The 18,058-nt window shown below is 59.2% G+C and carries 18 protein-coding genes and 1 tRNA gene; 7 read left to right on the top strand and 12 right to left on the bottom strand.

Annotated elements, in window-relative coordinates; all coding sequences use genetic code 11:
• Positions 1-243: 243 nt before the first annotated feature.
• Positions 244-1,119: a LysR family transcriptional regulator gene (locus AB4O01_RS01160; protein ID WP_186624912.1), complete on the bottom strand. Its 876-nt coding sequence runs from the start codon at positions 1,117-1,119 to the stop codon at positions 244-246.
• Between the two features lie 111 nt (positions 1,120-1,230).
• Between AB4O01_RS01160 and AB4O01_RS01155 the strand changes: the two genes are divergently transcribed.
• The 3 genes from AB4O01_RS01155 to AB4O01_RS01145 all read left to right on the top strand — a co-directional run bounded on the left by AB4O01_RS01155 (position 1,231) and on the right by AB4O01_RS01145 (position 4,547).
• Complete coding sequence (locus AB4O01_RS01155; protein WP_460090366.1) at positions 1,231-2,430, top strand: YbfB/YjiJ family MFS transporter; 1,200 nt, start codon at positions 1,231-1,233, stop codon at positions 2,428-2,430.
• 61 nt (positions 2,431-2,491) lie between these two features.
• Positions 2,492-3,490 carry an NAD(P)H-quinone oxidoreductase gene (locus AB4O01_RS01150; RefSeq protein ID WP_460090365.1) on the top strand — a complete coding sequence of 333 codons (999 nt, stop codon included), beginning with the start codon at positions 2,492-2,494 and terminating at the stop codon, positions 3,488-3,490.
• 112 nt (positions 3,491-3,602) lie between these two features.
• Positions 3,603-4,547, top strand: a complete 945-nt coding sequence (locus AB4O01_RS01145; protein ID WP_093439350.1) for an alpha/beta hydrolase — start codon at positions 3,603-3,605, stop codon at positions 4,545-4,547.
• On the opposite strand, the gene AB4O01_RS01140 is transcribed toward AB4O01_RS01145, so the two are convergent.
• A complete protein-coding gene (locus AB4O01_RS01140) occupies positions 4,544-6,355 on the bottom strand; it encodes an ABC transporter ATP-binding protein (protein ID WP_099758564.1) in 1,812 nt (603 codons plus the stop codon). The two genes, AB4O01_RS01145 and AB4O01_RS01140, sit on opposite strands and share 4 nt — an antisense overlap.
• A gap of 221 nt (positions 6,356-6,576) precedes the next feature.
• Between AB4O01_RS01140 and AB4O01_RS01135 the strand changes: the two genes are divergently transcribed.
• On the top strand, positions 6,577-6,990 hold the full coding sequence (locus tag AB4O01_RS01135; RefSeq protein WP_320337350.1) for a VOC family protein: 414 nt from the start codon (positions 6,577-6,579) through the stop codon (positions 6,988-6,990).
• 57 nt (positions 6,991-7,047) lie between these two features.
• Here the strand turns inward: AB4O01_RS01135 and AB4O01_RS01130 are convergent, their stop codons facing one another.
• The 4 genes from AB4O01_RS01130 to AB4O01_RS01115 all read right to left on the bottom strand — a co-directional run bounded on the left by AB4O01_RS01130 (position 7,048) and on the right by AB4O01_RS01115 (position 10,592).
• Positions 7,048-7,377, bottom strand: coding sequence for a hypothetical protein (locus AB4O01_RS01130; protein WP_093439361.1), 330 nt, complete (start codon positions 7,375-7,377; stop codon positions 7,048-7,050).
• Between the two features lie 151 nt (positions 7,378-7,528).
• Positions 7,529-8,554 (bottom strand): RNA 3'-terminal phosphate cyclase, encoded by a 1,026-nt coding sequence (rtcA, locus tag AB4O01_RS01125; protein ID WP_460090362.1) that lies wholly within the window; start codon positions 8,552-8,554, stop codon positions 7,529-7,531.
• An 8-nt stretch (positions 8,555-8,562) separates the two neighbouring features.
• The gene (locus AB4O01_RS01120; RefSeq protein ID WP_186624919.1) at positions 8,563-9,351 is read right to left on the bottom strand and encodes a nucleotidyltransferase domain-containing protein; all 789 of its coding nucleotides are present in this window, start codon (positions 9,349-9,351) and stop codon (positions 8,563-8,565) included.
• Between the two features lie 14 nt (positions 9,352-9,365).
• Positions 9,366-10,592: an RtcB family protein gene (locus tag AB4O01_RS01115; protein WP_093439375.1), complete on the bottom strand. Its 1,227-nt coding sequence runs from the start codon at positions 10,590-10,592 to the stop codon at positions 9,366-9,368.
• A 246-nt stretch (positions 10,593-10,838) separates the two neighbouring features.
• Between AB4O01_RS01115 and rtcR the strand changes: the two genes are divergently transcribed.
• The 3 genes from rtcR (at position 10,839) to AB4O01_RS01100 (ending at position 13,272) form a co-directional block, all read left to right on the top strand.
• The gene (rtcR, locus tag AB4O01_RS01110) at positions 10,839-12,437 is read left to right on the top strand and encodes an RNA repair transcriptional activator RtcR (RefSeq protein WP_460090360.1); all 1,599 of its coding nucleotides are present in this window, start codon (positions 10,839-10,841) and stop codon (positions 12,435-12,437) included.
• Positions 12,438-12,558: 121 nt separating this feature from the next.
• Complete coding sequence (locus AB4O01_RS01105) at positions 12,559-12,828, top strand: hypothetical protein (protein WP_095047771.1); 270 nt, start codon at positions 12,559-12,561, stop codon at positions 12,826-12,828.
• Positions 12,829-12,912: 84 nt separating this feature from the next.
• Complete coding sequence (locus AB4O01_RS01100) at positions 12,913-13,272, top strand: hypothetical protein (RefSeq protein WP_093439384.1); 360 nt, start codon at positions 12,913-12,915, stop codon at positions 13,270-13,272.
• A gap of 86 nt (positions 13,273-13,358) precedes the next feature.
• Here the strand turns inward: AB4O01_RS01100 and AB4O01_RS01095 are convergent.
• From AB4O01_RS01095 to rplT, 6 genes are all read right to left on the bottom strand, one after another.
• Positions 13,359-13,435, bottom strand: a tRNA-Pro gene (locus AB4O01_RS01095).
• Positions 13,436-13,523: 88 nt separating this feature from the next.
• Positions 13,524-13,880, bottom strand: a complete 357-nt coding sequence (locus AB4O01_RS01090; protein WP_003179985.1) for a MerR family transcriptional regulator — start codon at positions 13,878-13,880, stop codon at positions 13,524-13,526.
• On the bottom strand, positions 13,861-14,163 hold the full coding sequence (gene ihfA / locus AB4O01_RS01085; protein WP_002553164.1) for an integration host factor subunit alpha: 303 nt from the start codon (positions 14,161-14,163) through the stop codon (positions 13,861-13,863). The genes AB4O01_RS01090 and ihfA overlap by 20 nt, the downstream gene beginning before the upstream one ends.
• A 3-nt stretch (positions 14,164-14,166) precedes the next feature.
• Positions 14,167-16,545 (bottom strand): phenylalanine--tRNA ligase subunit beta, encoded by a 2,379-nt coding sequence (pheT, locus tag AB4O01_RS01080; RefSeq protein WP_460090358.1) that lies wholly within the window; start codon positions 16,543-16,545, stop codon positions 14,167-14,169.
• A 26-nt stretch (positions 16,546-16,571) separates the two neighbouring features.
• A complete protein-coding gene (pheS, locus tag AB4O01_RS01075; RefSeq protein WP_003226365.1) occupies positions 16,572-17,588 on the bottom strand; it encodes a phenylalanine--tRNA ligase subunit alpha in 1,017 nt (338 codons plus the stop codon).
• A 109-nt stretch (positions 17,589-17,697) separates the two neighbouring features.
• Complete coding sequence (rplT, locus tag AB4O01_RS01070) at positions 17,698-18,054, bottom strand: 50S ribosomal protein L20 (RefSeq protein ID WP_007913489.1); 357 nt, start codon at positions 18,052-18,054, stop codon at positions 17,698-17,700.
• Positions 18,055-18,058: the final 4 nt, after the last annotated feature.

Below are 18,058 nucleotides of genomic sequence, written 5' to 3'. Positions count from 1 at the left end.
AGTATTCCGACCTTTGCTCGCAAGGTCACTGATTGGGTTTTGACTGAATTCCGTGGTTCTCAATTCGACACCTTCCTGGGTTTACCGATACCGTCCCTGGTATCAACATCAGTGCGAGCCCTGCGCCCCTCACCGACATGACGAAACAATAGGCCCCATCCAACCGCCTCACAAGCCGGGAGATTCTGCCTCTGATGTAGGCCGTTTCGTCAGAGCTTGTAGCCCTGCCAAAAGAACATCTGCCTAGTCATTCTCCGACACGAACACGTCGACAATCTGCTCAATCACCGCCCTCACCCGCGCGGTATGCCGCAAATCCGCGTGGGTCACTAACCACACTTCGTACGGCAATGGTCGAGTGCGCTCCGGCCAGAGCCTGATCAGACCATCGCGCTCACCCATGTACACCGGGATTTCTCCTACACCCAACCCTGCGGCAATTGACCGACGGACGAGCAAACTGGAACTGAGGCTGGCGACGATGCGGCCGCGACTTAGCGGTTCCGACACCAGGGTCAGGTCCTTTTTGCTTTGCAGATACGGTTGATAGACCACCAGATCATGCCCCTCAAACGCTGTGTCCGGTTGCGGCACGCCATTGGCGTCTATATAGGCCTGAGAGGCGAACAGGCCCACCGGCCATCGGGCGATTCGCCGAGCGATCAGATCAGGATTGTCCGGCCGGGTGTTGCGCACCGCGATATCCGCCTCGCGCTTGGCCAGGCTGAGGATCTGCGTGGACGCGTCCAGTTGCACTCGTACGTCCGGGTGCTGCTCGTGCAAACGGGCGATGGCCGGGATCAGAAAGTCGATCGCCAGCGAATCCGTGGTACTGACGCGCACCGTGCCGGTCAGGCGATCATCCAGGCCCTGAATCTGCCGCTCCAGCTCCAGTGCCGAATGCTCCATTTTCTCCACACTCCTGAGCGCCGCCTCACCGACAGCGGTCAACGCGTAGCCGTCGGAGGTGCGCAGGAACAACGTAGCGCTCAGGGACTTTTCCAGCGCCGTGATCCGTCGCCCGACAGTGGCCTGATCCACCCCCAAAACCCGTGCAGCGCCACGTAGCGTCGACTCGCGGCAAACGGCCAGAAATACCCGTGCGTCATCCCAATTCATGCTGCCTCCCAGTGATGCAAATTCGCATCGTAGCAACGCTAAATCGCTGCATTAACGCAGCAACAATAGCCGATATGCTGAACGCCATAAACCTTCCGCGAGATCGCTATCATGCGCACTTCAACCTCCACCGGTATCTGGCTGCCGATTTTCGCCGGCCTCTGCGCCAGCCTGGTCAGCATCGGGCTGGCGCGTTTCGCTTACACCCCATTGATCCCTTCGCTGATTGAGGCGCAGTGGTTCAGCGCCAACGATGTGGTCTACCTCGGTGCGGCCAATCTGGTGGGCTACCTGATCGGCGCTCTGCTCGGCCGGCCGACAGCGCGCCAGCTCGGCAATAAAAATGCCTTGCGATTGATGATGCTGGTGGTCACGGCGGCATTTTTTGCCTGCGCGTTTCCGTTGTCGGTGAGCTGGTTCTTCGGCTGGCGACTGCTGTCGGGGATTGCCGGCGGTGCGATCATGGTGCTGGTAGCCGCGACAGTTCTGCCGCATGTTCCGCCGGCGCGTAAAGGGCTGGCCAGTGGCGCGATCTTTCTCGGCATAGGTCTTGGCATTGCCGGTTCCGGGACGCTGGTGCCGCCGCTGTTGAGCCTCGGTTTGCAAGCGACATGGCTGGGCCTGGGGGCTTTGGCCTTGGTGCTGACGGCGCTGAGCTGGTTTGGCTGGCCGGCTGATTTCCTGCACCCGGTCGTTGCGCAAGAAACGGTGTCCGCAGAACCGACACCGCGCGGTGTGTATGTGCTGTTCGCCCAATACGCCTTCATGGCCGCTGGCCTGGTGCCGGCCATGGTGTTTCTGGTGGATTACGTGGCACGTGGACTCGGCGCCGGGGCACATATCGGCGCGCTGATCTGGGTGATGTACGGTTTGGGCGCAATTGTCGGTCCGGTGAGTTATGGCTTTCTTGCCGATAAGCTTGGCGCACGTTCCGGCATTCGCCTGGTGCTGGTGGTGCAGGCGATTGCCCTTGGGTTGCTGGCAATGACTCACTCGTTTCTGGCGCTGGCGTTGCTGGCGGTGATTCTCGGTTCATTTCCGCCCGGCATTGTGCCGCTGGCGCTGGCTCGGGTGCATGAACTGGTGCCAGAACACCATCGCCAGCAGATCGCCTGGAGCCGTGCCACGGTGTCATTCGCCACCTTTCAGGCGCTGGCCGGATTTGCCTATTCAGCGCTGTTCAATGCCAGCGGCGGTCATCACGCGCTGTTGTTCATCATTGCCGCTGGCGCAATCGTCGTGGCGCTGCTGCTGGAGCAAGCCATGAAATGGCTGCCCGCCCCTACTGAGTCGCGCTGCTGTGCAAATTGAAGGGAATCATTGCTTGCATAGCACGCTCCCATCTACAGAACTTATGCCAACAGGAATCGATATGTCCCTGCCCAACGAAATGACCCGAATCGAAATCAGCGAACCCGGTGGCCCCGACGTCTTGCAACCCAAACGCGTGGCGCTTCCAGCCGTCGCAGAAGGCGAGGTGCTGATCCGCGTACACGCCGCCGGGATCAACCGGCCGGACGCCTTGCAGCGTGCCGGCAAATACCCGATGAAACCCGGCATGAACCCAATTCCCGGGCTTGAGGTCGCCGGCGAAATCGTGGCACTCGGAGCCGGTGTCAGTCAGTTCGCCGTGGGCGACAACGTCTGCGCGCTGACCAACGGCGGCGGTTATGCCGAATACTGCGCCGTCCCCGCCGGCCAGACCCTGCCGATTCCACACGGTCTGGACTGGGTGTACGCCGCCGCAATCCCGGAAACCTTCTTTACCGTGTGGGCCAACCTGTTCGGCCTCGGTGGCGCCAGTCGTGGTCAGCGCGCACTGATTCACGGTGGCACCAGCGGCATCGGCACAACCGCACTGATGCTGTGCCGCGAATTCGGTATTGAAGCGTTTGCCACCGCCGGCAGCCCGGACAAATGCGCAGCGATTCGCGATCTCGGTGGCGCAGCGATCAATTATCGCGATGAGGATTTCGCGGCAGTCATCGCCGAGAAAACCGCAGGCCAAGGCGTCGATGTGATCCTCGACATCATGGGCGGCTCGTACCTCAACGATAACGTCAGCGCCCTGGCGATGGATGGCCGACTGGTCATGCTCGGTTTCCTCGGCGGCGCACGGGCCAATGACTTTGACTTGCTGGCAATGATGGCCAAACGTGCGGTGATCACCGGTTCCCTGTTGCGCGCCCGCACTGCCGCCGAAAAAGCTGCGATTGCCGATCAACTGCGCGAGCACGTATGGCCGGCGCTGGCTGCCGGGCGCTGCTTGCCGATGATCGACAAGGTCTACCCGCTCGCCGACGCCGCTCAGGCTCACGCGCACATGGAGGCTGGCGACCATATCGGCAAGATCGTTCTGCAGGTCGTGTGAGTCTTTGCAGCATTTGGTAATTGTTGCGCCGGGGCAGTGGTCGAAAAACTCACGCGCAGACCGAGGCATCTGGTAAAAAGCCTTCTTTGTCTGCGCCTGGGTGAAACGTTTAATGTTCCTGTCCTTCATGACGCGTCTGCGACGCCGCCGTTTGGCGTTTGCCTGCATGGCCGCGCTGATTATCGGCGTGCCGACCAGTTGTGCCGTGCTCGAACACACCGAACGCAAACTGCTGTTTCGCATCGAACCGGGCACCGCCGGTTGGTATCGCGGCTTGCCCGGCAGCGTGCAGGAACTCGACCTGCAACCGAAAAGCTTCAAGGCCGGGGAAAACATTCATGCCTGGTGGTGGCCGGCGGAAAAAGCCAATGCGCCGGCCATTCTCTATCTGCATGGCGTGCGCTGGAACCTCACCGGGCAGTTGTTCCGCATCGAGCAACTGCGCGCTGCGGGCTATTCCGTGCTGGCCATCGACTACCGAGGATTCGGCAAGAGCCATGGTGATCTGCCGTCGGAAAGCAGCGTTTACGAAGATGCGCGGGTGGCGTGGGAACGCTTCAAACTGCTGCAACCGGACCCGGCCAAACGCCTGATCTACGGCCACTCCCTCGGTGGCGCCGTGGCCATCGATCTGGCCGCGGAACTCGGCCAGGCCGCCGCTCGCGATCACTCTGCATTACCGGTGCGCGGACTGGTGATCGAGTCCACCTTCACCACGCTGGCGGATGTTGCCGCGTCGGTGGCCAACACTTCGCTGCCGGTGCGCTGGCTGCTGTCGCAGAAATTCGACTCGATCGACAAGATCGCTGATATCCACATGCCGCTGCTGGTGGTCCACGGTTTGGCTGACGCTTTCGTGCCGCCGCGCTTCAGCGAGCAACTGTTCAACGCCGCGCAACAACCCAAGCGCCTGCTGTTGGTGCCGGGCGCGACGCATAACAACAGCATGGCGCTCGGCGGGCAGAATTACCGCAAGGCACTCGACAGCCTGATGCAGAGCAAACCGGCCCCCCGGGTGGCCGGACCTGCCACCGTGCGCAACGGGCGGGACACTTAACGGTAGCCGCGAGCCTGCAAATCGAACAGTTGCGCGTAATGCCCAGCGGCGGCGATCAGTTGATCGTGGCCGCCCTGCTCCAGAATTTGCCCTTGTTGCAGCACGATGATGTGGTCGGCATTGCGCACGCTGGAAAAACGATGGGAAATCAGCAACGTCATGCGACCTTCGCTGTGTTGGCTGAAATGCTCGAACACCGCCGCCTCGGCCGCCGGGTCAAGGGCGGACGTTGGCTCATCGAGGATCAGAATGTCGGCATCACGACGCATGTAAGCGCGGGACAAGGCAATCTTCTGCCACTGCCCGCCAGACAATTCCTGGCCACCGGCAAACCAGCGTCCCAACTGCGTGGCATAACCCTTGTCGAGCCCTTCGATGAAGGGGGCCGCCATGCCTTGGGCCGCGGCCTCCTGCCAGCGTTGCGCGTCGTTGAACGCCAGGGTATCGCCGACGCCAATGTTTTCTCCGACGCTGAACTGGTAGCGGATGTAGTCCTGAAAAATCACCCCAATGCGCCGACGTAACGCGGTCTCCTGCCAATCCTGCAAATCGCTGCCGTCGAGCAGAATGCGCCCTTGATCGGGGCGGTAGAGCCGGGTCAGCAACTTGATCAGCGTGGTCTTGCCTGAACCGTTCTCGCCGACCAGCGCCATGCTCTGGCCTGGCACCAGTTGCAGGTCAATGTTTTCCAGCGCTGGCCGACTGGCACCCGGATAACGGAAACCGACGTTCTCGAAACGCAAACCATCGCCCGGGCAGACGCCGACCGTCAGGTGACCGCTATCGACCTGAACCGGTTCGGCCAGGTATTCATACAGACTGGTCAGGTAGAGGCCGTCTTCGTACAGGCCACTGATCGCACTCAGACTGCTGCTCACAGCGCTTTGGCCTTGCTTGAACAGCACCAGATACATGGTCATCTGACCAAGGCTGATCTGGCCATGTACGGCATCGATGACCACCCAGGCATAGGCCGCATAGAAGGCCGCGGTACCAAGCAGGCCGAGGCCGAAACCCCAGCCATCGCGCCGCAACGTCAAACGGCGGTCTTCGGCATACAGCCTGGCGAACGTGTCGCGGTAGCGTTGCAGTAACAGCGGCGCGAAGCCGAACAGCTTGACCTCTTTAATATAGGTTTCGTGGGACAGCAGGGTTTCGATGTAATTCTGCTGCCGACTCTCCGGCGCACGGCGAGTAAACAAACGAAAGGCGTCACCGGAAAAATGCGCTTCGGCAAAAAACACCGGTAACGCACCGACCACCAGCAACGCCAGCGCCCAAGGGGAAAAATGCACCAGCAGCACCCCGAAGCTGATCAGCATGATCAGGTTTTGAATCAAACCCAACGACTTCATGACCAGCGCCAGTGGCCGGGTCGAAGCCTCGCGACGGACACGCACCAATTTGTCGTAGAACTCGGAGTTTTCGAACTGCACCAGTGACAGGGTCTGCGCTTTCTGCAAAATCAGCGTATTGACCTTCTGCCCCAGTTGCACCCGCAACAGCGATTGCTGCACCGACAGTGCCCGTTGCGTGCCGGACAACAGCGCCAATACACCGGCCTCCAACAACACGTAACGCAACACGGGCCACAGCGGCGCACTGCCGTGCTGCGCGTGCAACTGCATCGCTGCCACCACCGCATCGACAATCCGCTGGCCCAACCATGCCGCCAGCGCCGGCAGCAAACCGGCAACCAACGTTGCCAGCACCAGCCCCAGAAACAAGCCACGCGATGTCCCCCAGACCAGGCGCAAGGCTCGCTGCGCCTGATCGAACAAGGACGTGAAACGCGATAGATCAGGCATTGGGCATTGGACTCTGCAGGTGATGATTGTGCGTCATGGTACTCCAGCGCTACGACTGAATTTCAAACGACGACCACGTTATCGTCGACGTGCTTTTCAGAACAAAAAAATCTGGAAGACTCAGCCCTTTCCGGCGTCCAACGCTCTGCTATGGTTTAACCGCCCTACGCGGAACCCGGCGACACCCGCCCGCTCCGCGCCTGACTGCCGGGAGCAGAGACATGAGAATCAATCCCTACCTGATCTTCAACGGAGATTGCCGCGCGGCCTTCACCTTTTACGAGCAAGCCTTGCAAGGAAAGCTTGAGGCGATGATGACGTTCGGCGAAACACCCGCCGCCGAACAAGTGCCCAAAGAACACCACGACCTGATCATTCACACCTGTCTGAAGGTGGGTGAGCAGATGATCATGGCCTCGGACACCACACCCGATCGCCCGACTCAGGGCATGAGTGGCTGTTCGATTTCGCTGAACGTCGACAGCATCGCCGAAGCCGAGCGCGTGTTCAACGCACTGGCCAGCGACGGCCGCATCGACATGCCGCTGGAAGCGACGTTCTGGGCGGCGCGTTTCGGCATGCTGGTCGATCGTTTTGGCGTGTCGTGGATGGTCAACTGCGAGAGCGAAAAGTAACCCTGACATTTCGTCGGGCATGAAAAAGCCCAACCGGTTCAGGTTGGGCTTTTTGCTTCAGCGCTGGGCCAATTCGTGGCGTACACATTGTTCGTAATAGGTCTGCTTGACAGCTGCAGGCTTGAGTTTCGACGTGCTGTTGTAGGTTTGCTCGGTGATTCCCATCGCGGTCATACGCATCCACGGTTGCTGGAATCGTCGCACCTGCAATTGTTTGCGCGCGCCATACAGCGAGACGCCTGACAGCTTCGATTGCTGAGCACCGGCAGCGATATCCGAACCCCAGGTGCAGGCAAAGCGATGGCTTTTGCTTAACTCTTTCGCCTGCACGCCTGTGGCGAAGACAGCCAGGGAAAGCGTTGCAACGGTGATAACAATCGTCCGCATAGAGCCCACCTAACCTTTTGAAAAAAGGCGATTTTGCCGGGGAAGCGAACGCCCGGGGGCCAGCAATTTGCCGCCTTTTCAGAGTTTTTTGCGGGCCAAAAAAAGGGCGACAGGATTCCCGATGAAATCCTGTCGCCCTGTTCATGACCAATCAACTGCCAATGACCTCAACACGCAGTCGATCGGCACCCTCCTCGCGACAATCAATACGAACCGGCAAGAACAGCTCGATCACCGCGATATTGCTGTGCAAATGCTCGGTCATTCGCGGCGTGGTGAACGAGCCACCACCGGCCAGCGCCATTGGCAACAGCAACTGATCGGCGAGGTGCTCAGCGACCGCAGCGCCACTGCGCAACCAGTCGGCAGCCTGACTGATCGCAGCATCGGCAACCTTCTCTGCGCGCAATGACACTTGGCCGAACGCGCTGAACACCTCGGTGACGTGTTCGAAAGCGTACTCCAGCAGCAACACGTTACCTGGCCCGCGGGCTGGATCAAGTGTCACAGAGTGCAGCGCCGTAGCCGGAAGATTCAAGCGCTTGGCCACTCGGCTCAGCTCACGTTGGGCGACCGTAGGTCCAAGCCCGGCGGTCAGAGCCCACGCGCTTGGTGAAATCGCTTCGCCACGGTCACACAGATCGAGTCGCGTCAGGTTCGCCGGTTGCACATTCACCTCAATCTCGCCACCGCCGGCCGGGGCAAAACCATGGCGCAACAAGTCCAGCTCAACGTTGGCACCCATGCGGCGCAGCAGCGGCAGCCAACTGCGCGTGAGAAAATCGGCCGGCGGCGCCAGCGGGTTATGCGTGCCACCGGAAATCCGCAGCCGACTCGCCTGCGGTGCCCGTAACAGTGCTGGCAACAAAGTCTGTAACACCAGTGTGCAACTGCCGGCCGTGCCGATGGCGAATTGAAAGTCGCCAGCGCGAATCGCGCCGGGTTCAAAGCTCAAGGCTTGCGAACCCAAATGTGCACCGCCAACCGTAGCACCACACACCTCGGCCGCCGCCATCACCGCCGTCAAGTGTTGGCGCAGCAGTCCCGGACGGCTGCGCCTGGCACGAATCTGTTTAATGCGAAACGCCCTGCCCGTCACCATTGACAGGCTCAAGGCGCTGCGCAACACCTGGCCGCCACCGATGGCACCGTCCAGTTCTATCACTTCCTGTTTCATGGCATTCCTTACGCGTACAGCCCGACGGTATCCCGGAGGTACTGATCCAGCCGTCGCGAGTCTTCCTGAGTTCTGAGTAATGTGGGCACTTCGCGCTCGAGTTCGGCCGCGATGAACCCGTGCAACGCCGGTCGACGCGGCCCATAGGCGCTCTCATCGGCATTGCGTTTAAGGGCGAGCAATTCGTCGACTTCATCGAGCAACGCGCGGTCGTCGACGGTGGTCAGGAGGTCGGCAAACGTCATCGGTGGCCGGCCTCGTCCCTGATCGATCCAGCGCACGGCCAATAATGGTCGCAGCACGTAGAAGTACTTCTTGAAACGCACGGTTTCACCTTGCAGGTAACCGCGAAAGTTCTTCTTTGCCATCGACAGATAGTGATTGCGCGCTGCTGGCGGGCTGTAGAACGCTTCGGCGAGTTCGCGCAGCTGTGCCACCTGCGCGGTTTCACTGCGATAAACCAGCGGCGAGTCGAGCCACTCCAGCAAGGTCGGATTGGATTTGCGCAATAACCCGAGGGTCTTGCGCAGCTCCCAACCACTGACGTCGAGTTCATCGTCCAGCGGACGCTCGATCACATCACGCGGCGCATCGACCTGAACGAACCACTCGGGCTTCTCCACGTAGACAAACCGCACGTCGTAATCGCTGTCGGTCGAGGCAAAACCCCAGGCCCGACTGCCGGATTCACAGGCGTACAGCACCGTGACATTGCGCTCGCGTTCTATCCGCGCCAGCTCTTCCAGAACCCGCGCGCGCATGGTGGTGCACAGCGGGTGACGTTCTTCCAGTTCCATGACTTGCTTTCCTTTTATCCTTTGACGCACACCACCTGACGCAAGGTGTGCAGCACTTCCACCAGCTCACGCTGGGCGTGCATGACTTTGTCGATGTCCTTGTAGGCCATCGGAATCTCGTCGATCACCGCCTCGTCCTTGCGGCACTCCACATGGGCCGTGGCGCGAATCTGATCCTCGACAGTGAACGTATTCTTGGCCTTGGTCCGACTCATGGTGCGGCCGGCGCCGTGGCTGCAGGAACTGAAGGATTCTTCGTTACCCAGGCCCCGGACAATGAAACTCTTGGCGCCCATCGAGCCTGGAATAATCCCCAGCTCGCCCTTCTTCGCCGATACCGCGCCTTTGCGGGTGACCAGCACCTCTTCACCAAAATGCCGCTCTTTCTGCACATAGTTGTGGTGGCAGTTGACCGCTTCCAGCGCCACTTCGAACGGTTTGCGAATAATCTGTCGCGTCGCCTGAATCACCGCACGCATCATTAGTTCGCGGTTCTGTTTGGCGAAGTCCTGCGCCCAACCCACCGCCTCCACGTAATCATCAAAGTGCTGGCTGCCTTCTTCGAAGTAGGCCAGGTCACGATCCGGCAGGTTGGCGATGTGCTGACGCATATCCGCCTGAGCCATCTGGATGAACAGGTTGCCGATGGCATTGCCGACGCCACGCGAGCCGCTGTGCAACATGAACCAGACCCGGTTGGCTTCATCCAGGCACACTTCGATGAAGTGGTTGCCGCTGCCGAGCGTACCGAGGTGCCCGCGGTTGTTGGTGTTGGCCAGTTTCGGGTACTTGTCAGTGATCAATTTGAACCGTGGCTGCAGCCCCGCCCAGGCCTGATCGGCTTGCTGCGGGATCTCATCCCAGGCGCCCTTGTCGCGCCGCGAACGGGTCGAACTGCGGCCATGTGGCACCGCTTGCTCGATAGCGCTGCGCAGACCGAGCAGGTTGTCCGGCAAATCAGCGGCGGTCAGCGACGTACGCGCGGCAATCATGCCGCAGCCGATGTCGACGCCGACCGCTGCCGGAATGATCGCGCCGACTGTCGGGATCACGCTGCCGATGGTCGAGCCCTTGCCCAAGTGCACATCCGGCATGACCGCCAGATGTTTGAAGATGAACGGCATTTTTGCGGTGTTCATCAACTGCTCGCGGGCCTCGTTTTCCACCGGAACGCCTTCGGTCCAGAGTTTGATCGGTTTGCCGTTGGCGACTTCGAGCAATTGGTAAGTGTGATCTTTCATGTCTTTATTCGACTGCGTATTAAAGAAATTTGAGTTGGCCATCTTGACGTCTCGCGGGGTTTTGCTGTTCGTTGCGATAGACATAGCAGCGCCCGTGCCAGGTTTTCAATTCCCCCAAAAAAACTTCATAACTCTCTGTTTTAAATGACCTTTATTATCTATCGACTTTTTGAGTGTTTGAATTAACGACAAACCCTGCGTAGAAAAATTATCATTAGATATCGTTTTTTATCTTTTGAGATAAGCATGCAAAATAGACGTACCGTCGCTATCGGTTTTATCGGAGCCACCCTTGATCGCGTCGGTAAAGGCGCTAATCGCTGGAGCCATTGGCGCCCGAGCGTGGGCCTCTGCCAGCAGGCGGATGTGCTGATCAATCGGCTTGAGCTGATTCACGGCATCGACGCCCGCGACGTCAGTCTCGCCGAGCGAGTGCGCGCCGACATCCAGCAGGTTTCACCGGAAACCGAAGTGCGCCTGCACTCGATGGCGTTGCGCAATCCGTGGGATTTTGAAGAGGTCTACGGCGCGCTGCACGATTTCACCACTGCCTACGCGTTCGACACCGAACACGAGGACTACCTCGTCCACATCACCACCGGCACCCACGTCGCGCAGATCTGCTGGTTTCTGTTGACCGAGGCGCGCTACTTGCCCGCTCGCCTGATCCAGACCTCCCCCGCCAAGCGCAAGAGCGAAGACGAGCACGCCTGCGGCACCCACGCCCTGATCGACCTCGACCTGTCGCGATACGATCGCATCGCCTCACGCTTCGCCAATAAACGCCTGGAAGGTCTGGCATTTCTGAAGTCCGGCATCGCCACACGCAATGCCGCGTTCAACCGCTCCATCGAGCAGATCGAACGCGTTGCGGTACGCTCGAAAGCCCCCATGCTGCTGATCGGCCCGACCGGTGCCGGCAAATCCTTTCTGGCTCGACGCATCTACGAACTCAAACGCAACCGCCATCAGATGCAGGGGCGCTTTGTTGAAGTCAACTGCGCCACCCTGCGTGGCGACGGTGCGATGTCGACCTTGTTCGGCCACAGCAAAGGCGCCTTCACCGGCGCACAGAACGCCCGCGACGGTCTGCTGCGTGCGGCCGATGGCGGCATGCTGTTCCTCGATGAAATCGGCGAACTGGGCGCCGACGAGCAGGCGATGCTACTCAAAGCGATTGAAGAAAAACGCTTCTTTCCACTGGGTTCTGACAAGGAGGTGGAGAGCGACTTCCTGATCATCGCCGGCACCCATCGCGACCTGCGCAGCCGGGTCGCTGAAGGCCTGTTTCGCGAAGACTTGTACGCACGCATCAACCTCTGGACGTTCGACCTTCCCGGCCTCGCCGGTCGCCGCGAGGATATCGAGCCGAATATTGATTTCGAGTTGCAGCGCCATGCCCGTGAGCATGGGCAATTGGTGCGCTTCAACCTTGAAGCACGCCGCCGCTATCTGGCCTTCGCCAGCTCTAGTGAAGCGGCGTGGCTGGGCAATTTCCGCGAACTGTCTGCGTCGATCACGCGCATGGCGACATTGGCGGATAGCGGGAGAATTGATGAGGCGCAGGTGCAGGAAGAGATTGAGCGGTTGCGTTATGCCTGGGGCCTGACCCAAGCGGGAAGCAACTCAGAAGATTTGCCAGGGAATGAAGAGAGCATGGATCTGTTTGACCGCTTGCAGTTGCGGGCAGTGCTTGAGGTCTGCCGGCAAGCAGACAGCCTGTCAGATGCCGGTCGCCGCTTGTTTGGCATCTCGCGCCTGGCCAAGGCGCAGCCTAATGATGCGGACCGCTTGCGCAAGTACCTGGCCCGGTTCGGGATTGAATGGAGCCAGTTGGCGCCGTAGATCTCTTAGACGTATAACGCCTGGCCACCTTACTTGACCTGATGCCGCTGGTCTGATGTACCGCACCTTCGCCCTGTGAGTTCTTCCAATGCAGTACATCCCCGACCTGGAAGACAACCTCATGAACAAGCGAATGATTGCTATCGGATTGGCAAGCCTGCTTTCACTGTGCCCACTGTTTTCCCTTGCGGCTGAAAAAACAGGCGGCTCCTCAGTTCCAGCCACTGCGATTCCCGGCGTAAACCAAGGCGGATCCGAGTCAAAAGAAGACAAAGCCGACAAGAAAGGCGAGGAAGCATCAGGATCAAATTCCGGTGCCGAAGCACACGAAACACAGAAGGATGCCAACACCTCGAGCGATTCCGCAGATGTTAAAAAACCCAGCCAGTGAACCTCTGCTTTTGGCCGATGAACAGATGGTAGCGCCGAGCCATGAATGCTAACGTTCCCGGCCAACATTCAGGGATGGCGTGCCATGTTCAATCGGTTTCTGGCGACAACGGCAATACTGCTCACTTTCAGCTTTGCAGCACACAGCGCACCCTTGCCCAGCGAATATCTGGAAGAGTGCCAGCGAGTCGAAAATTCGGCCAAAGCCATCATGAAAGCCAGGCAAGGAGGCGTGCCCCTCTCCTCCGTCCTGGAACTGGCCGACAACGCAGGAAAGGAGAGCGAGTATGTGGGTAGTTTGTACAAAGCCTTGATCGGGCAGGCCTACGACATGCCTAGGGAGTCGGACGCGAGGAAGCAGGAGAAGGTGGTGGCTGACTTTCAGCAAACTTTTTATTCGCTTTGCATCGATTCGGCGCAGAAAACGGCGAGTGAAAGAAGCTGACGGGAAATGCTCTTCTATAGAGAGCAAAAATCACTGCGCATGAAAAAGCCCAATCTTTTCAGATTGGGCTAAGTCATTGAATTATATGGTCGGGACGGAGTGATTCGAACACTCGACCCCTAGCACCCCATGCTAGTGCGCTACCGGACTGCGCTACGCCCCGACTGGTTTTGCAACTGTTCTTCACCTCGAAGAACGCTCAAGAATATAGCGCAAGCGTTTGAAAACTGGAAGTATTCAAACGCTGCTTTTTATTTCTTGAGAACCACCAGCACATCTTCCAATTCGGCAATCATCTGCCGAATCATCTGCTTGTATTGGGTCGTGTCGTCTTTGGCTTCATCGCCGGACAGGCGCAAGCGTGCGCCGCCGATGGTGAAACCCTGATCGTAAAGGAGCGCGCGGATCTGCCGGATCATCAGCACGTCCTGGCGCTGATAATACCGGCGGTTTCCGCGGCGTTTGACGGGGTTGAGTTGAGGAAACTCCTGCTCCCAATAGCGCAGCACGTGTGGCTTTACGGCACACAGCTCGCTGACTTCACCGATGGTGAAGTAGCGTTTGCCCGGGATGACGGGTAGTTCGTCGTTATGACTTGGTTCCAGCATAAGCCTCAACTCGGGCCTTCAACTTCTGCCCTGGACGAAAGGTGACCACACGGCGAGCCGTGATCGGGATTTCTTCCCCCGTTTTCGGGTTGCGGCCAGGCCGCTGGCGTTTGTCCCGAAGGTCGAAATTGCCGAAACCGGACAATTTGACCTGCTCGTTGTCTTCAAGAGCGTGCCTGATTTCCTCGAAAAACAGTTCTACCAATTCCTTGGCTTCCCGCTTGTTCAGGCCCAGCTCTTCATACAGACGTTCCGCCATCTCAGCTTTCGTCAAAGCCCCCATACGTCACTTCCTTAACGTGGCGTTCAACCTTTGTTCGAGCGAGGTGAGGATATTTTGCGTCGTCGAATTCACCTCATCGTCATTAAGAGTGCGCGATGGATGCTGCCAGGTCAAGCCAACTGCAAGGCTTTTTCTATCAGGATCAATGCCTTTACCCTGATACACGTCAAACAGCCTGAGATCCGTGAGCCATTCGCCTGCATTTTCACGGATTACGTCCAGTACGGCCGCGGACGCGACGTCTTTGTGCGCAATCAGTGCAAGGTCACGACGCACTTCAGGAAAGCGCGACAACTCGTGGAATTTCGGCATTTTACCGAGTGCCACTTCAGCCAGAACCAGCTCGAAAACGAAGACCGGACGGTCCAGACCCAAGGCTTTCGACAATTCCGGGTGAATGGCGCCGATGAAACCGACTTCACGCCCTTCGCGCTCGATGCGCGCGGTTTGACCCGGGTGCAACGCAGGGTGTTTGCCCGGAGCGAAGGTGAACGAATCCAGTGCACCGGCGAAGCCGAGCACCGCTTCCACATCAGCCTTGACGTCGAAGAAATCAACCGTGTCGCGACCTTGCGCCCAACCTTCCGGCAGGCGGCTACCGCAAACCACGCCGGACAGCATCGGCTCTTGCTTCAGGCCTTCGAGCTGACCAACGAAACGCAGACCGCTTTCGAACAGACGCACGCGATCTTGCTGACGGTTGAGGTTGTGCTGCAGCGCCTTGACCAGACCCGGCCACAGCGACGAGCGCATGGCTGCCATGTCATTAGAGATCGGATTGGCCAGCAACAGCGGCTCGACGCCCGGACTGAACAGTTCGAACTGACGCGGATCGATGAAGCTGTAAGTGATCGCTTCCTGATAACCACGCGCTACCAGCAGGCGGCGCAGTTCCGGCAGATCGCTACGCGCTTCGGCTTTGGCTTGCGGCGCCAGACGCGCTTGCGGGTAACGAACCGGCAGACGGTTGTAGCCGTACAGACGCGCCAGTTCTTCGATCAGATCGACTTCCAGACTGATGTCGAAGCGATGGCTTGGCACTTCTACGCGCCACTGGCCTTCGCCATCGGCAGTAATACCTAGACCCAGGCCGCCGAGCAAACGCTCAACCTGGGCGCAATCCATTTCCATACCCAGCATCTGGGTGATGCGCTGGGAGCGCAGAGTGATCGGTGCGATCGACGGCAGATGTTGCTCGCTGACGGTCTCGATGATCGGGCCGGCTTCGCCGCCAGTGATGTCCAGCAGCAGGCCAGTGGCGCGCTCCATGGCTTCACGGGCCAGTTGCCAGTCAACGCCACGCTCATAGCGGTGCGAAGCATCGGTGTGCAGGCCGTAGGAGCGAGCCTTGCCAGCAACAGCGATCTGGTCGAAGAACGCACTCTCCAGGAATACGTCGCGAGTCGTCGCAAAGACGCCGCTGCGTTCGCCGCCCATCACACCGGCAATCGCCAGCGCGCGGGTGTGGTCGGCGATGACCAGCGTATCGCTACGCAGACTGACTTCCTGACCGTCGAGCAGAACGAGCTTCTCGCCCTCTTCCGCCATGCGCACACGGATGCCGCCGTTGATTTCGGCGAGATCGAAGGCGTGCAGCGGCTGACCCAGCTCGAGCATCACGTAGTTGGTGATGTCGACGGCAGCGTCGATGCTGCGCACGTCGGCGCGACGCAGACGTTCCACCATCCACAGCGGCGTTGGCTTGGACAGGTCAACGTTACGGATAACGCGGCCCAGGTAACGCGGGCACGCGGCTGGGGCCAGCACTTCTACCGAACGCACTTCGTCGTGCGCGGCAGGAATGGCCATGACCACCGGACGGGTGACCGGCGCGGCATACAGTGCGCCGACTTCACGGGCCAGACCGGCCAGGGACAGGCAGTCGCCGCGGTTCGGGGTCAGATCGACCTCGATGCTGGCGTCTTCCAGATCCAGGTACACACGGAAGTCTTCGCCCACCGGTGCATCGACCGGCAGCTCCATCAGACCGTCGTTGCCTTCACCGATCTGCAGCTCGGCTTGCGAGCACAGCATGCCGTTCGACTCGACGCCGCGCAGCTTGGCCTTCTTGATCTTGAAGTCGCCCGGCAGCTCAGCGCCGATCATGGCGAACGGAATCTTCAGGCCCGGACGCACGTTTGGCGCACCGCACACGACCTGGAAAGTTTCCGCGCCGTTGCTGACCTGGCACACACGCAGCTTGTCGGCATCAGGGTGTTGCTCGGTGCTCAGCACCTCACCCACCACCACACCACTGAAAACACCGGCGGCCGGGGTCACGCTATCGACCTCAAGGCCCGCCATCGACAGACGAGCAACCAGCTCGTCGCGATTTACCTGCGGGCTAACCCAGCCACGCAGCCATTGTTCACTGAATTTCATCCTGCTCTCCTAAGAATTCGTTACGACTAGCGAAATTGCGCGAGGAACCGCAAGTCGTTGTCGAAGAACAGACGCAAGTCGTTCACGCCGTAACGGAGCATGGCCAGACGCTCGACACCCATGCCGAAAGCAAAACCTGAGAACTCTTCCGGATCAATGCCGGACATGCGCAACACGTTCGGGTGAACCATGCCGCAGCCCATCACTTCCAGCCAGCCAGTCTGCTTGCAGACACGGCAGCCTTTACCGCTGCACATCACGCATTCCATATCGACTTCAGCGGACGGCTCGGTGAACGGGAAGTACGAAGGACGGAAACGCACGGCCAGCTCTTTTTCGAAGAACACCCGCAGGAATTCTTCGATGGTGCCTTTGAGATCGGCAAAATTGATGTCGCGATCAACCAGCAGGCCTTCGACCTGGTGGAACATCGGCGAGTGGGTGATATCGGAGTCGCTGCGATACACGCGGCCCGGGCAGACGATGCGGATCGGCGGCTGTTTCGATTCCATGGTGCGGACCTGTACCGGCGAGGTATGGGTGCGCAGCAGCATGTTGGCGTTGAAATAGAAGGTGTCATGCATCGACCGGGCCGGGTGATGGCCTGGGATGTTGAGCGCTTCAAAGTTGTGATAGTCGTCTTCGACCTCAGGGCCTTCGGCGATGCCGTAGCCGATGCGGGTGAAGAACTGTTCAACACGTTCCAGAGTCCGGGTCACCGGATGCAGACCACCAGAGGTCTGGCCACGGCCCGGCAACGTCACGTCAATGGATTCGGCGGACAGTTTGGCAGCCAGTTCGGCTTCTTCAAACAGAGCCATGCGCGCATTGAGTACGCCTGTGACACGTTCCTTGGCAACGTTGATCAGGGCGCCGACTTGCGGACGCTCTTCTGCCGGCAAATTCCCCAGGGTCTTCATCACCTGAGTCAATTCGCCCTTTTTGCCAAGGTATTGAACCCGGATTTGCTCCAGGGCATTGATATCTTCAGCGCTTTGCACAGCCTCTAGTGCTTGAGAGACCAGCGCATCCAGGTTTTCCATGTACAGACTCCAGATACAAAATAGGGGAAGAGCTTGAAGGCTCTTCCCCTATTTAAGACGTTTACCACCTGGCCCCACGGAAGTGAGGCCGGGTGATTGTCGGGGGTACTTAAGCCAAGGTGGCTTTAGCTTTCTCGACAATCGCAGCAAACACCGCTTTTTCGTTCACTGCCAGATCAGCCAGAACCTTACGGTCGATCTCGATGGACGCTTTTTTCAGGCCAGCGATGAAACGGCTGTAGGACAGACCGTTAACACGAGCACCAGCGTTGATACGAGCGATCCACAGAGCGCGGAACTGACGTTTTTTCTGACGACGGTCACGGTAGGCGTATTGGCCTGCCTTGATTACCGCTTGCTTGGCAACACGGAATACGCGGGAGCGTGCGCCGTAGTAGCCTTTAGCAAGTTTCAGAATTTTTTTGTGACGCTTACGGGCAATGACGCCACGCTTTACACGAGCCATGAGT

Source organism: Pseudomonas sp. S2_E02, assembly GCF_054668355.1.
This window is presented reverse-complemented; position numbering and strand designations above follow the sequence as displayed.